Annotated in this window: 11 protein-coding genes and 2 tRNA genes; 7 read left to right on the top strand and 6 right to left on the bottom strand. The window is 61.6% G+C overall.

From position 1 onward, the window contains the following. Positions 1 to 252 (top strand): hypothetical protein (locus F1609_RS34330; protein WP_206752980.1); only part of this gene is annotated, 252 nt, incomplete at its 5' end. Between the two features lie 481 nt (positions 253 to 733). On the opposite strand, the gene F1609_RS34275 is transcribed toward F1609_RS34330, so the two are convergent. The 6 genes from F1609_RS34275 to F1609_RS32495 all read right to left on the bottom strand — a co-directional run bounded on the left by F1609_RS34275 (position 734) and on the right by F1609_RS32495 (position 5,880). Next, positions 734 to 2,002, bottom strand: coding sequence for an HNH endonuclease (locus F1609_RS34275; protein WP_196785517.1), 1,269 nt, complete (start codon positions 2,000 to 2,002; stop codon positions 734 to 736). A gap of 12 nt (positions 2,003 to 2,014) precedes the next feature. Next, positions 2,015 to 2,890, bottom strand: a complete 876-nt coding sequence (locus F1609_RS32515) for a hypothetical protein (protein WP_167081826.1) — start codon at positions 2,888 to 2,890, stop codon at positions 2,015 to 2,017. Positions 2,891 to 3,042: 152 nt separating this feature from the next. Further along, positions 3,043 to 4,389, bottom strand: a complete 1,347-nt coding sequence (locus tag F1609_RS32510; protein ID WP_167081824.1) for a sensor domain-containing protein — start codon at positions 4,387 to 4,389, stop codon at positions 3,043 to 3,045. 491 nt (positions 4,390 to 4,880) lie between these two features. After that, positions 4,881 to 4,956: transfer RNA gene (locus F1609_RS32505), tRNA-Phe, on the bottom strand. 93 nt (positions 4,957 to 5,049) lie between these two features. Next, positions 5,050 to 5,505, bottom strand: a complete 456-nt coding sequence (locus F1609_RS32500; protein ID WP_167081815.1) for a fasciclin domain-containing protein — start codon at positions 5,503 to 5,505, stop codon at positions 5,050 to 5,052. A 299-nt stretch (positions 5,506 to 5,804) separates the two neighbouring features. Continuing rightward, positions 5,805 to 5,880, bottom strand: a tRNA-Phe gene (locus F1609_RS32495). A 118-nt stretch (positions 5,881 to 5,998) separates the two neighbouring features. Here F1609_RS32495 and F1609_RS32490 point away from each other — a divergent pair. Genes F1609_RS32490 through F1609_RS32465 form a run of 6 tightly spaced genes read left to right on the top strand, consistent with a single transcriptional unit; the run spans position 5,999 to position 13,265 of the window. After that, the gene (locus F1609_RS32490; protein ID WP_167081813.1) at positions 5,999 to 7,219 is read left to right on the top strand and encodes an FAD-dependent monooxygenase; all 1,221 of its coding nucleotides are present in this window, start codon (positions 5,999 to 6,001) and stop codon (positions 7,217 to 7,219) included. A 24-nt stretch (positions 7,220 to 7,243) separates the two neighbouring features. Further along, positions 7,244 to 8,050 (top strand): DsbC family protein, encoded by an 807-nt coding sequence (locus tag F1609_RS32485; RefSeq protein WP_167081811.1) that lies wholly within the window; start codon positions 7,244 to 7,246, stop codon positions 8,048 to 8,050. A 54-nt stretch (positions 8,051 to 8,104) separates the two neighbouring features. Then, positions 8,105 to 8,563 (top strand): (2Fe-2S)-binding protein, encoded by a 459-nt coding sequence (locus F1609_RS32480; RefSeq protein ID WP_167081809.1) that lies wholly within the window; start codon positions 8,105 to 8,107, stop codon positions 8,561 to 8,563. Positions 8,564 to 8,573: 10 nt separating this feature from the next. Beyond that, on the top strand, positions 8,574 to 10,793 hold the full coding sequence (locus F1609_RS32475; RefSeq protein WP_167081807.1) for a xanthine dehydrogenase family protein molybdopterin-binding subunit: 2,220 nt from the start codon (positions 8,574 to 8,576) through the stop codon (positions 10,791 to 10,793). Between the two features lie 8 nt (positions 10,794 to 10,801). Next, a complete protein-coding gene (locus F1609_RS32470) occupies positions 10,802 to 11,395 on the top strand; it encodes a nucleotidyltransferase family protein (RefSeq protein WP_229422178.1) in 594 nt (197 codons plus the stop codon). Positions 11,396 to 11,441: 46 nt separating this feature from the next. Continuing rightward, the gene (locus F1609_RS32465) at positions 11,442 to 13,265 is read left to right on the top strand and encodes a M61 family metallopeptidase (RefSeq protein WP_167081830.1); all 1,824 of its coding nucleotides are present in this window, start codon (positions 11,442 to 11,444) and stop codon (positions 13,263 to 13,265) included. Positions 13,266 to 13,303 lie beyond the last annotated feature (38 nt).

Below are 13,303 nucleotides of genomic sequence, written 5' to 3'. Positions count from 1 at the left end.
TCATTCGAACCACTTCCAGCTTCAGGCTGGGATCGAATGTCTTCCGCTTTCTTGTTGCCATGTATTACTCCTCAGATGGTGGATTTTCCACCTATTGAGGTGTCCGAGCAAATTAGACCACAGCAGTTCGCTACCCTTGGCGCCTGTGCCTTGATCCTTCTTGCCTCCACCAAACAGCTTGCCAAACAGGCTCATCGTGCATCTCCCATATCAATCCTTGTATCGCTATTGAATAGCCACCGGCCGGAATAGCCGGAATGTCCTTACAGTATATCCACTACGAAATTGATGTTCTCGTGAAGGCGCCACAGCATGCGGAAAATTGCGTTCTGCATCACAGGGGAGATATAAGAAACTCGGCAGGTCGATCAATGGGCCACCAATGCAAGAGAGAAAATGAGCGATTGTCTGAGCGTTGAGGCGGAGACCAACCGGAAACAGACCGCACAGGAGGAGGTCTTAAGCTGGAAACAAAAACGCCGATCTGCGGTGCGTTGGGTCTTCATTTTCTCAGGCGTCCACGCACGCATGGCACGCCCTGTATTCCTGCCCCGTCCCTGCCATTTCCATCTAAAAACCCAGCAACTGGCCGGCCATCGGTCGCCCTCCACCAGAACCGTCCCGTCCGCTACATTTCTCAGGAGGAATTTCCCCGCATGTGACTCTGAGTTCTGAGAGTTTGGAATTGAACCAACAGACGACCGGCGCGCTCTCTGCCCGTCATCTTCAAGCGCTACTTGAGTCCATGTTTTTCTAGGAATTCTTTGTGCCTGCGTTCCAGCGTCTGCGGGCTTGGCATGTGAAGGAACCGCTCTGGGCTGAAGCGCAAAGATTGACCATGCAGGTGACGGTATTCGGAAAACTGTATGGACGGCGCCAAGTGAACGATGCAGCGTTGGTCGATCGAAAGCAGCTTGAGATCGTACAGCGTATGGATGTCAGCTTTCAATAGAAGCCCATTGCTTACGCTGTAGTCCGGCTGCTCTGCATGTGGTCTGATATGAGCCGCTTCGAGCAATTCAACGATGCTGCACCCAGTTACGGCACAGCGACGGTTGTAGGCGGCTAGCAGGGCCTCCCTGAATTTCGCCTGCCCCCTCCTGGTCTGAATGGCTCGAAATTGAATTTCATCTGGCGTTCCGACGAAATCAGGCTCGATGCCTGCGTCACCTTCCCCGACTACCCCCTCTGGCTTTTCACCTCGAACGAGGCGCGCAATACCGGTATCTGCATCGTATACATGGACGTACCAAGCAACGGGATCCAGTGATCGATATTTCACCTGCGAGGATTCCTTTCCAAGATCGTCACGATCGCGCCGGTTTCCGGCGGTTAGAATAGCGGATATTGGCAGGCCCTTACGGTAAGAAACATTGATTGCGGCATCAAAGGCGCGCGCCCGCGCTGCTTGTTGAGAAGCCCGGCTTCTGCGCACTGAGTCAAAAGTCGGATCGCGGGTGACTTTCTCTAGCGATCGTGCGATCTCTTGGTGGTTTTCCTCGTATATGATTTGTCCGTTTTCGACAGTCATGAGCTCATGCCACATGCAAAGCGCATACCCCTCAGTTTCCGACCCGAAGGACCAGTTGTAGCAGTAGCTTGGGTTCGCTTTGAAGTCGACTACCGGATCACCGCGACCCGTGAACAGCCACTCCGCCGTCGAAATATTGGCGAGAGCAAGGATGTCAAAGAGCGTTTCGGAAGTGCGCGGCGCAAGGCTCTCAAGAAGGTCTACCGGTTGACTATTTTTAGCTGATAAACGACGAAAGACTACGTTGCGGTTAGCGCGACTGTGCGACTCTTTCTCCCATCCTGCCGCCAGCCATAGATGTGCCCAAGTGTGACTGTCTTCAGTTTTAGAGTTAGCCCACCATGCATCATGCTTATACGCGGATTTCGGCAGCTCATCCTCCAGAATTCGCTCGATTTCCGCAAAAGAAAGGTCGATTCTGTCGCCTTTTGCCTTGCTGAGAAATTGGCCTAGCGCGCTGTACTTACTCATGATCGCCCGTTGTCATTTCGCTTCGCCTATCTTGACAGTTCGAACCTGATATTTTCTGATACGTCGCCATGCAGCGACACCAAGCGTCAGACCCGCTGCGCCGCCGGCGATGATGGGCCAGACCGGCGCGGATACGATTCCCAATGAAAGTGCGACAGCTCCAAGACCACTTGAACCGAGTAGCGTTACCGACCCAGCCGCCAGTGTGCTACCGATGCCCGCCCCGGCCAATGTAGTACTCCCGATGGCCGCATAACCGGAAGGACGTTCGGCGAGATCGTGGACGAGGCGCTGTAGTTCGGTCCAGCTAGCGACAACAATCTCGGTGGTTTGCGGCACGAGCTTGATTACCCCAGCATGGAAGTCTGAGGCAAGCGCCAATACGCGCTCATCTTTCACTAGTCGCCGGGCTCCATCAATCAAAAGGGCTGTGCCCACTGCAATGATCGAGGCGCCGCTAAGCAGGTCCTGAAAGTCGAATGAAGAGCTGAATAGGGAAGCTATCTTATCTCCTGCGACATAACCAAGACTGCCCAGAATCACAGCACCGCCGCCGACAATGACCGCAGCTGGGATACATGTGACGCCAGCTACTAAACCGACACCCCCGACGAACACGCCCTTTAGAAGCGTCGTGGCGAGTATGGTCGAACTAAGCGCACCAACCCCTATTCCGGTCAGGCCGCTGATATCGGCTACGTTGCTTGCAGCTATGTCCTGTCCCATCGTCAAATGCCCGTTCATCACGCCCCAAGAGAGGATCGCGGCGCCCATTGCCATCTCAGCTATGCCGACTTCCGCTTGGTGATCTTCCGCCCATTTCTTACACAGCGCAAAGGCGCGGTTCAATCCACCACTATCTTCATCGCGCAGTACGGTCTCACTCATTTCCCACCTCCAGAACATGGGCTACTATAAGTCAATTTTGGCAATAACGACGGGTAGCGGTCGAATTCTTTCGTTGATCAGTTTTGGATAGCGTTGCGTGAACGATATTCTTGGTGGCCCGCAGCGGAATCGAACCACCGGCACAAGGATGTTCAATTCTCCGATCCAGCCTCCGCCACGACCGCCTTGGCGGCATACATCCTCTCATCCGCGTGGGACATGAGGGCCTGCCGATTGTCGCCATGCTCAGGATAATGCGCAATGCCGATGCTGACGGAAACCTGCAGTTCGATGCCTTCGCCAAGGTCGACCGGCGCCTCCAGCGCCAGATGGATTTTATCCACGACCAGCCCCGCATTCGAGGGCAGGGCGCTATTTTCCAGCAGGACGACGAATTCATCACCGCCCAGGCGCGCCAGCGTATCGCTGTCGCGCAGGCAGAAAGCGATGCGGCGCGCGACCTGCCGCAGCAACAGGTCGCCACATGCGTGGCCGTAGCGGTCGTTGACCAGTTTGAACCGGTTCAGGTCGATGAACAGCAAGGACAAGCCCTCCAGCTGACGTCGAGCGCGGGCGAGGGCGGTGTCGAGCCGGTCGTAGAGCAGGCGCCGGTTCGGCAGGCGGGTGAGTTCGTCGTACATCGCCATGAAATGCATTTGCGCATGCAAGCGCTTGCGCTGGATGGCGGCGGCGAGCTGGTCCGCTACGAACAGCAGCAGGTCGCGCTCGTGGGCCATGTAGCTGGCGCCCTCGGTTCCCGTGCATAGTACGATCACGCCGACGATGCCCTCGGGAGTCTTCAGTGGCACCGCTAGTGCGCTGCCGGTCATGCTGTTCGCCGCTGCCTGCAAATGCGCCGGCAGCGCTTCACTGCTCCCGGATTTCAGCAGCAGCGGCGCTGCGCGTCGGACCACTTCCTCGCACAGCACGCGCGTCAAGGACGTATTGCACGGCATGCCGCCGTCGACGTAATAGGCAAAGTGCAAGTGCTGGCCGGCCGTGTCGAGCAGGGCCACGCCAAAACCGGTGGCAGGCAGCAGGTCGCCGATGATCGCGTGGCTGCGCTGAAACAGGTCCACCAGGTCGTCGCTTGCCTGCGCCGCCTCGGAAATGGCGTAGAGTACCGCCTGCAGCGCCTGGGCCTGCTTCAGGAGCGTGACATCGCGCGCAACCGCCACGCGCAACTGATCAGGCTCGGACCAGCGCGCCGACCACATGATATGGGCGATGCTCCCGTCCTTGCGCAGGTAGCGGTTTTCGAAATGGATATGGGATTGGCCGTTCATGATGTTGCGCGCCGCAGCCAGCGTACGCTCACGGTCGACCGGCGCGACAAGATCGATCATGGGCTTGCCGATCATTTCCTGTTGGGTATAGCCGAAAATGCGTTCGCAGGCGGCACTGACAAACACGAAACGTCCACCGGCGTCGACCATGCAGACAGCGTCAAGCAGCAAGTCAGTGAAGTTGGCCACGGGGGCGGCGACGATATTTTTCATGTTTCATTTTAACGGACATTTGACTGGAGCAAGAAATCGCGGGCAGAGCGGTAAAAGTGGACGTCGACAACCGGCCGCAACCGTGGCATGGCGGAATACGTCAACTTCGCTGCCTTGGGGGCCGAGCGAAGGGGCGCGCTGCCATCAGCAGCTTTTCGGATTGCGGGATCAATATATGCAGGAGCGCAACAGACTTCAGGCCATCGTGCCTATATTGACCGGTTGTTGAGCGAGTTTGCTTCGCTTGAGGCTGGCAATGCCCTGTTGGATAGAAGAATTGAGGAGCTCTCGGCTATTTAGATGCTCCCGCCGAAGAGCCACTGCACCGCTGCGTTTGCGGATGTGATCTCTCTGAGGAAGAGTCGGCGATTCTTTGGAATGACGATGAGCGCGGCTACATATGCGGCGGATGTTACGGAGAATTTCAGCGGACAAGTTCCGCAAACAAAAACGCCAACCAGCGATGGTTGGCGTTGCGTGAACGATGTTCTTGGTGGCCCGGGGCGGAATCGAACCACCGACACAAGGATTTTCAATCCTCTGCTCTACCGACTGAGCTACCAGGCCAAGGGTCGCTATCATAGCAGCCCCGGGCCGGTCTGGCTAGTGCGCAGCGCGACTATTGCATTCACGCCCGCACCACGCCGCCCTTCTTGCCGCTTATTTAGGCATCACGACCGTATCGATCACGTGGATCACGCCATTATCGGCCGCAATATCGGTCTTGACCACATGCGCCTTGTCGACCATGACCTTGCCGCCCGCCGCCGTCACGGTCAAGTTGCTGCCTTGAACCGACTTGACTGCTCCCGGCTTCACATCCGCCGCCATCACTTTGCCTGGCACGACGTGGTACGTGAGCACCTTGGTCAGCGCGGCCTTGTCCTTGAGCAGCGCGTCGAGCTTGGCTTTCGGGATTTTTGCAAAGGCTTCATCGGTTGGCGCGAACACGGTGAACGGGCCCGGGCCTTTCAGGGTGTCGACCAGGCCCGCAGCCTGGACCGCCGCGACCAGCGTGTTGAAGGTGCCGGCCGACTTGGCGGTGTCGACGATATCAGCTGCGTTCGCAGCGCCAAATGCCAGGGAGAATGCTGTTGCGATGAGTACTTTTTTCATTGCGATTTCCTTTAGATAAATTGACCGCCGCACGATGCGAAGGGTTAAGAATGGGCTCTGTTGCACCGATGTTGAACCGGTATGCAGTCAATTTATCGTTGTTACCGAGTCAAGTCTATTGTGTGGGCCTGCACGGTTAAAATATAGCGGTTCAAAAGCGGTTCACATCGAAGCAGGCAATTTGCCGCGCAGCGATCGGTTGGCAGAGTCCATCCCGCAGCCGGGTGCCAAAAAAGGGGAGGGGAAATGTGGCGAGCGGAAATGCAAAAAGCCACCCGAAGGTGGCATTTCTGAATTCTTGGTGGCCCGGGGCGGAATCGAACCACCGACACAAGGATTTTCAATCCTCTGCTCTACCGACTGAGCTACCAGGCCAAGAGGCATGATTATAGACACCCGATTCGCACTTTGCAAGGCCGACTGGCAACTTTATCGATAAATCCTTCGGCTGCTGCAAAAAACTGTCTGCTTCCCAGCCGCTATAATGCTCTGTATGACTAGTCCAAATTCCTCTTCCGCGCGTCATCAGAGCGCGGTGTGCATCGTTGGCAACGGCGCCATCGCCAAGACAACCGCGCTCGGGTTCGCCCAGGCCGGTCACAGCGTCACCGTGCTGGTCCCGCCATCGGCCCCTTCCACCCCAGCCGCGGCCAGCGGCGAGCAGCCCTGGGATGTGCGCGTCTACGCGCTCAACCACACCGCGCACGGCTTGCTGTCCCAGCTCAAAGTATGGGGCGCGCTCGACATGGAGCGGGTGGCCGCGGTCGACGTCATGGCCGTCAACGGCGACGGCGCCAAGCCGGGCGACCTGGCCTTCGACGCCTTTGGCGCCCACGTCGGCGCGCTGGCCTGGATCGTCGAAGACCGCAACCTGAACCAGGCGCTCGACGCCGCGCTGCGCTTCGCGGCCAACGTCACCATCGTCCAGGGCCGCGCCGTCAGGCTGGCCAGCGACCTTGACGGCGCCAGCGTGCATCTCGACGATGGCAGCGCCATCGCCAGCGCGCTGGTGGTCGGCGCCGACGGCGGCCAGTCGTGGGTGCGCGGCCAGTGCGATATCGGAGTCGACTACCGCTCCTATCACCAGCGCGCCGTGGTGGCCAACTTCGCCTGCGAACAAGCGCACCACGGCGTGGCGCACCAGTGGTTCACCGGCGAAGAAGGCATCGTGGCGCTGCTGCCGCTGCCCGGAAAACGCGTCTCGCTGGTCTGGTCCGCGCCCGACGCGCTGGCCGACACCATCATGAACGAGAGCCTGGGCGAACTGGCCGTGCGCCTGGCGGTGCTGGCCGGCGACAAGCTGGGTGAACTCAAGCCGCTGCAGCCGGAGGCGGTCAAGGACTTGCCGCTGGCGCTGATCCGCCCGCACGCCATCGTCGCGCCGCGCGTGGCGCTGGTGGGCGACGCCGCCCACGTGGTCCATCCGCTGGCCGGCCACGGCATGAACCTCGGCTTTGCCGACGTGGCGGCCCTGCTCAAGACCATCGCTGCGCGCGAGCCGCAGCGCGCCATCGGCGACGAGCGCGTGCTGGCGCGCTACGCCCGCGCGCGCAAGGAAGACATCCTGCTGATGCAGGTTGCCACGGACGGCCTGGCGCGCCTGTTCGGTACCAACCTGGAGCCGGTGCGCATCGCGCGCAACCTGGGACTGAATTTGCTGGACAAGTTGCCACTGCTGAAGCGCCGACTGATGTCGCACGCCATGGGCAAGTAGGCTGTTAAAAGAATTGGAGACCTTATGATGAAAAGTAAACTCGCGCTGTTCGTGCTGGCCGGATTGTCCGCCACCGCCGCCAGCGCCGCCCCGGCCCCTGTCGCTGCCAAAGCGAGCCAGGAAGAGATTATCAGGAAGCGCATCGAGCCGCGCCTGGGCAAGGACGTCAAGATCGAGTCGATCAAAAAGACGCCCTACAGCGGCCTGTATGAGGTACGCGCCCACGGCGACATCCTCTACACCGACGAAGCGGGCGAGTACCTGATCTTCGGCCAGGTGATCGACGTCAAATCGCAGCGCAACCTGACCAAGGAGCGCGTCGACGAGATCAACATGATCAAGTTCAGCGAGCTGCCGTTCCAGCATGCGCTCAAGCTGGTCAAGGGCGACGGCAAGCGCACCATCGCCATTTTCGAAGACCCGAACTGCGGCTACTGCAAGCGCTTCCGCCAGACCACGCTCAAGGAAATCGACAACGTGACGGTGTACACCTTCATGTACAACATCCTGTCCGAGGATTCGTCGGCCAAGTCCAAGAACATCTGGTGCGCGCCCGACCGCAACAAGGCCTGGGATGACTGGATGCTCGATAACAAGGCAGCCCCGGTCGCCGCCGCCAACTGCGCCACCCCGAACGACAAGGTGTTCGAACTTGGCCGCAAGCTGCGCATCGAGGGCACGCCGGCGATCTTCTTCACCGACGGCAGCCGCATTCCGGGTGCGATCGATACCAAGGGCCTCGAAGCCAAATTCGCCAGTCTGAACAAAACAGCCAAACCTGCCGCGCCAGCCGCAGCAGCCGCACTGGCGCCGGTCGCGGCGAAAAAATAGACACCATATAAAAACAGCAGTCCGAAGCGCAGTACCAAAACAAGGGAGTAGTACATGGTCACTTTGAATATCAACGGCCGCGACATGCAGGTCGACGCCGATCCGGCCACGCCCATCCTGTGGGCGCTGCGCGATAACCTGAACATGACGGGCACCAAATTCGGCTGCGGCGCGGCCTTGTGCGGCGCCTGCACGGTGCACCTGAACGGCGACGCGATCCGCTCGTGCATCACGCCCATTTCGGCCGCCGCCGGCCAGAAGATCACCACCATCGAAGCGATGGAGGGCGATGCGGTCGGCAAGGCCGTGCAGGATGCGTGGGTACGCCACGACGTGCCGCAATGCGGCTACTGCCAGAGCGGCCAGGTGATGAGCGCCACGGCCCTGCTGCGCACCAACAAGAAGCCGACCGATGCCGACATCGACGGCGCCATGAGCGGCAATATCTGCCGCTGCGGTACCTATCAACGAATCCGCGCAGCCATCAAGGACGCGGCGACTACATTGGCCTGAGGAGAGTCGCATGCGTACCGAATGGATCAACCAGGCCGCGTTGACACGCCCGCCTGAAGGCGGCATGTCGCGCCGCAGTTTCATGAAAGCCGGCGCCGTCGCCACCAGTGGCCTGGTGCTGGGCTTCTTCATGCCCGGTGCGAACAAGTTCGCGCGCGCGGCCGATGCCGCCGCCAAGCCGGTGTACGCGCCCAACGCGTTCCTGCGCATCGCGCCGGACAACAGCGTCACCGTCATGGTCAACCGGCTCGAATTCGGCCAGGGCGTGCACACCGCGCTGCCGATGCTGATCGCCGAAGAACTCGACGCCGACTGGTCGCAGATGCGCGGCGAACTGGCGCCGGCCGGCGATGTCTTCAAGGACCCCGCGTTCGGCATGCAGATCACCGGGGGATCGGGCACCATCGCCCACTCGTTCATGCAGTACCGCGAAATCGGCGCCAAGGCGCGCGCCATGCTGATCGCCGCCGCCGCCGAACAGTGGAAGACCACGCCGGCGCAGCTGACGACCGCCAGCGGTTTTGTCGTGCACCCGGACGGGCGCAAGGCGAGCTACGGTTCGCTGGCTGACGCCGCCATGAAGCAGCCGATGCCGGCCACCGTGGTGCTCAAGGACGCCAAGGATTTCCGCTTCATCGGTAAACCGGTCAAGCGCCTCGACGCGCTGGCCAAGTCGAGCGGCAAGCAGCAGTTCGGCATCGACTTCACCCTGCCCGACGCCAAGGTGGCCGTGGTGGCGCATCCGCCGGTGTTCGGCGCCAAAGTGGCCAAGCTGGACGCGACCAAGGCGCGCGCGATCAAGGGCGTAATCGACGTCTTTGAAATTGCGACGGACCGTGGCGGGCGTGGTGTGGCGGTGATCGCCGACGGCTACTGGCCCGCAAAACAGGGCCGCGAGGCGCTGGTGATCGAGTGGGATACCAGCGCGGTCGAGAAGGTGACGTCATCGAAGCAGATGGCCGAGTTCAAGGCGCTGGCCAAAAAGCCGGGCACCGTCGCCAGACAGGCCGATGTGAGTAAACTCGCCGGCGCGCCGAAGAAAATCTCGGCCGTGTACGAATTCCCGTACCTGGCGCACGCGCCGATGGAGCCGCTCAACTGCGTGGTCGACCTCAAGGCAGACAGCTGCACCGTGTGGGCCGGCACCCAGATGCAAACGGTCGACCATGCGGCCATCGCCGCCACGGCGGGCTTGAAAGCCGAGCAGGTCACGCTCAACACCATGATGGCGGGCGGCGGTTTTGGCCGGCGCGCGGTGCCGTCGTCGGATTACCTGGTCGAAGCGGTCAACGTCGCCAAGGGCTACAAGGCGGCCGGCAAAACCGGTCCGGTCAAGGTGATCTGGAGCCGCGAAGACGACATCAAGGGCGGCTACTACCGTCCCTCGCACGTGCACCGCGCCGATATCGGCCTGGACGCCAAGGGCAACATCCTCGCGTGGGATCACGCCATCGTCGGCCAGTCGATCATCAGCGGCACGCCGTTCGAGCCCTTCATGATCAAGGATGGCGTGGACCACACCATGGTCGAAGGCATGGGCGCGCCGTACGACGTGCCCCTGAAGCTTTCCGTGCATAACGCCAAGGCCAACGTGCCGGTGCTGTGGTGGCGTTCCGTGGGCTCGACCCACACCGCCTTTGTGATGGAAACCCTGGTCGACGAAGCCGCGCACGTGGCCAAAATGGACCCGGTGGCCTACCGCAAAAAACTGATGGGCGAAAAGCACGTGCGCCACCTGGCCGCGCTCGACCTGGCGGTCGAAAAATCCGGCTACGGCAAGCGCAAGCTGGCCAAGGGCCGCGCCTGGGGCGTGGCGCTGCACGAGTCGTTCGGCTCCGTGGTCGCGTACGTGGTCGAAGCCTCCGTCGTCAAGGGTGTACCCAAGCTGCATAAAGTCACCGCCGGCATTCACTGCAACCAGGTTGTCAATCCATTGACGATCGAAGCGCAGGTGCAGGGCGCGGTGCTGATGGCGCTTGGTACTACCTTGCCCGGTGCGGCCATCACGCTCAAGGACGGCGTGGTCGAACAGCAGAACTTCGGCGACTACACCGTGGCGCGCATGACCGACATGCCGCAGGTAGATGTGTACACCGTGGCATCGAGCGATGCGCCGACTGGCATGGGTGAACCTGGCCTGCCTCCGCTGGCGCCGGCGTTCGCCAATGCGCTGTTCACGCTGACGGGCAAGCGGCTGCGCAAGCTGCCGTTCGACCTGAAGGCGGCCTGATTGCGCGCATGGCCATGACCCCTGTCGGTATTCTGCTGGCCGCCGGCAGGGGGCGCCGATTCGATCCGACTGGCGCAGCGAGCAAGCTGCTCCAGCCTTTGCCTGGCGGCGAGCTGCTTGTCGCCGCCAGCGCCCGCGTTTTACTCTCCTCGGTAGACAAAGTGATCGCCGTCGTGCGCCCGGACGATGGCGGCGTGGGCGATTGCCTGCGCGCGCTCGGCTGCATCGTCACCGTGTGCCCGGACGCCGACAGCGGCATGGCCGCCTCGCTGGTGCATGCGCTGCGCCAGGCGCCCAACGCGCCAGCGTGGCTGATCGCGCTGGGCGACATGCCGTATGTACGCACCAGTACCATGCTGGCGCTGCGCGTCGCGCTGGAGCAGGGCGCGCCGATCGTGGTGCCGGTGCACGCCGGCCAGCGCGGCAACCCGGTGGGTTTTGGCAGCGTGCACCGCGAGGCGCTGCTGGCGCTGCGGGGCGACCAGGGCGCGCGCGCCATCCTCAAGGCGTATCCGGTGAGTGTTGTTTTCGTTGACGATCCGGGCGTTGTTTCCGACATCGATACCGTCGCGGATCTGTTAAAAACCAGCACACTCGGGTAAGGTGGACAGCTTGCGCTGGTCCATTTCCACGAACTACCCAATGAACATGAAAAAACCGACACCCAAGAAGCCGGCGTCCATCCAGTACGCCATTGTTCCTAAAGACCTGGGCGGACACCTGTTCGACGTGACCGTCACCGTGGCCGCACCGTCGCCCGAGGGCCAGGTGTTTGCCTTGCCGGCGTGGATCCCGGGCAGCTACATGATCCGCGAATTTTCGCGCAATATCGTCCAGATTCGCGCCGAATCGAACGGCAAGCCGGTCACGCTGACAAAACTCGACAAGCATTCCTGGCAGGCCGCCCCGGTGGCCGGGGCGCTCACCGTGCAGTATGAAGTGTATGCCTGGGACCTGTCGGTGCGCGCCGCGCACCTGGACCAGACCCACGGCTTCTTCAACGGCACCAGCGTCTACCTGCGCGTGCTGGGTCAGGAGCAAACGGCGCACGAAGTCGACATCCAGCGTCCGCTCGACGCCGCCGCCAAAACCTGGCGCGTGGCGACCTCGCTGCCGGAACTGGGCGCGAAGCGCTACGGCTTCGGCACCTACGTCGCTGCCGACTACGATGAACTGATCGACCACCCGGTCGAAATGGGCGACTTCGCGCTGGCCACCTTCAAGGCGCACGGCATCGCGCACGACATCGTGGTCTCGGGCCGCGTGCCCAACCTCGACATGGCGCGCCTGCAAGCCGACCTGAAAGCCATCTGCGAAACCCAGATCGCCTTTTTCGAGCCGCGCACGCGGCGCGCGCCGATGGACCGCTACGTCTTCCTCACGCTGGCCGTGGGCGACGGCTACGGCGGGCTGGAACACCGCGCCTCGACCGCCCTCATTTGCGCGCGCGCCGACCTGCCCAGCACCGCCGCGCCCAAGGTGGCCGACATCGGCGAGGGCTACCTCAAGTTCCTCGGCTTGTGCAGCCACGAGTATTTTCATACCTGGAACGTCAAGCGCATCAAGCCGGCCGCGTTTGCGCCCTACGATCTGCAAAACGAAACCTACACCCCGCTGCTTTGGCTGTTCGAAGGCTTTACCAGCTACTACGATGACCTGATGCTGGTTCGCAGCGGCATCATCGGAGAAGCGGCCTATCTCAAACTGCTCGGCAAAGCCGTCAGCGGCGTCTTGCGCGGCAGCGGACGCACCAAGCAAAGCGTGGCCGATTCGAGCTTCGACGCCTGGGGCAAATACTACCGCCAGGACGAGAACGCGCCGAACGCCATCGTCAGCTATTACGGCAAGGGTTCGCTGATCGCGCTTGCCTTCGACCTGACCATCCGCGCCAAGACCGAGGGCAAGAAGTCGCTCGACGATGTGATGCTGGCGCTGTGGCAGCGCTACGGCCGCGATTTTTATCCGAGCGTGGGGCGTGGCGTGACCGAGGCTGAAGTCGAAGCCCTGTTTGACGAAATCAGCGGCTTGAAACTCAAACCCCTGTTCGACAAATACGTGCGCGGCACGGCCGACCTGCCGCTGGCCCGCTTGTATGGGCCGTTCGGGGTCAAGATCGACGACGCGCGCAAGAGCGCCAAGCCGGCCTTCGATGTCGGCATCGGGCGCGATGGCGCCGACTACAAATTGACGCAGGTGCATGAAGGCGGCGCTGCCCATACGGCCGGCCTGTCGGCGGGCGACATTCTTGTGGCGGTGGAGGGATTGCGCGTGGCCGGCAGCCCGTCCAATCTGGACGCGCTGCTGTCGCGCTACAAGGTGGGCGACACGGTCGCCGTGCACGCCTTCCGGCGCGATGAACTGATGACGTTCAACGTGCAGCTCCAGGGCGACCGGGTGCCGGACGTGAAACTGACCCTGGTCGACGAGCGCAAGAAAAGCGTGGGACCGGTGCGGCCAAGCGCGGTGCGTTGAGCAAAGCACCCGCTGCTGGCGCGGCGGGTGACGAGCGA

Source organism: Massilia aquatica (genome assembly GCF_011682045.1).
In the GTDB taxonomy this organism is placed as follows: domain Bacteria; phylum Pseudomonadota; class Gammaproteobacteria; order Burkholderiales; family Burkholderiaceae_D; genus Telluria_A; species Telluria_A aquatica.
Note: the sequence above shows the minus strand (reverse complement) of the source record. Positions and strands in the feature narration are given on the sequence as shown.

Bases quoted from the DNA above. Each gene is read 5' to 3' on its own strand.
- F1609_RS34275 (WP_196785517.1), bottom strand. From the start codon at position 2,002: ATGAGTAAGTACAGCGCGCTAGGCCAATTTCTCAGCAAGGCAAAAGGC.
- F1609_RS32515 (WP_167081826.1), bottom strand. From the start codon at position 2,890: ATGAGTGAGACCGTACTGCGCGATGAAGATAGTGGTGGATTGAACCGC.
- F1609_RS32510 (WP_167081824.1), bottom strand. From the start codon at position 4,389: ATGAAAAATATCGTCGCCGCCCCCGTGGCCAACTTCACTGACTTGCTG.
- F1609_RS32500 (WP_167081815.1), bottom strand. From the start codon at position 5,505: ATGAAAAAAGTACTCATCGCAACAGCATTCTCCCTGGCATTTGGCGCT.
- F1609_RS32490 (WP_167081813.1), top strand. From the start codon at position 5,999: ATGACTAGTCCAAATTCCTCTTCCGCGCGTCATCAGAGCGCGGTGTGC.
- F1609_RS32485 (WP_167081811.1), top strand. From the start codon at position 7,244: ATGATGAAAAGTAAACTCGCGCTGTTCGTGCTGGCCGGATTGTCCGCC.
- F1609_RS32480 (WP_167081809.1), top strand. From the start codon at position 8,105: ATGGTCACTTTGAATATCAACGGCCGCGACATGCAGGTCGACGCCGAT.
- F1609_RS32475 (WP_167081807.1), top strand. From the start codon at position 8,574: ATGCGTACCGAATGGATCAACCAGGCCGCGTTGACACGCCCGCCTGAA.
- F1609_RS32470 (WP_229422178.1), top strand. From the start codon at position 10,802: ATGGCCATGACCCCTGTCGGTATTCTGCTGGCCGCCGGCAGGGGGCGC.
- F1609_RS32465 (WP_167081830.1), top strand. From the start codon at position 11,442: ATGAAAAAACCGACACCCAAGAAGCCGGCGTCCATCCAGTACGCCATT.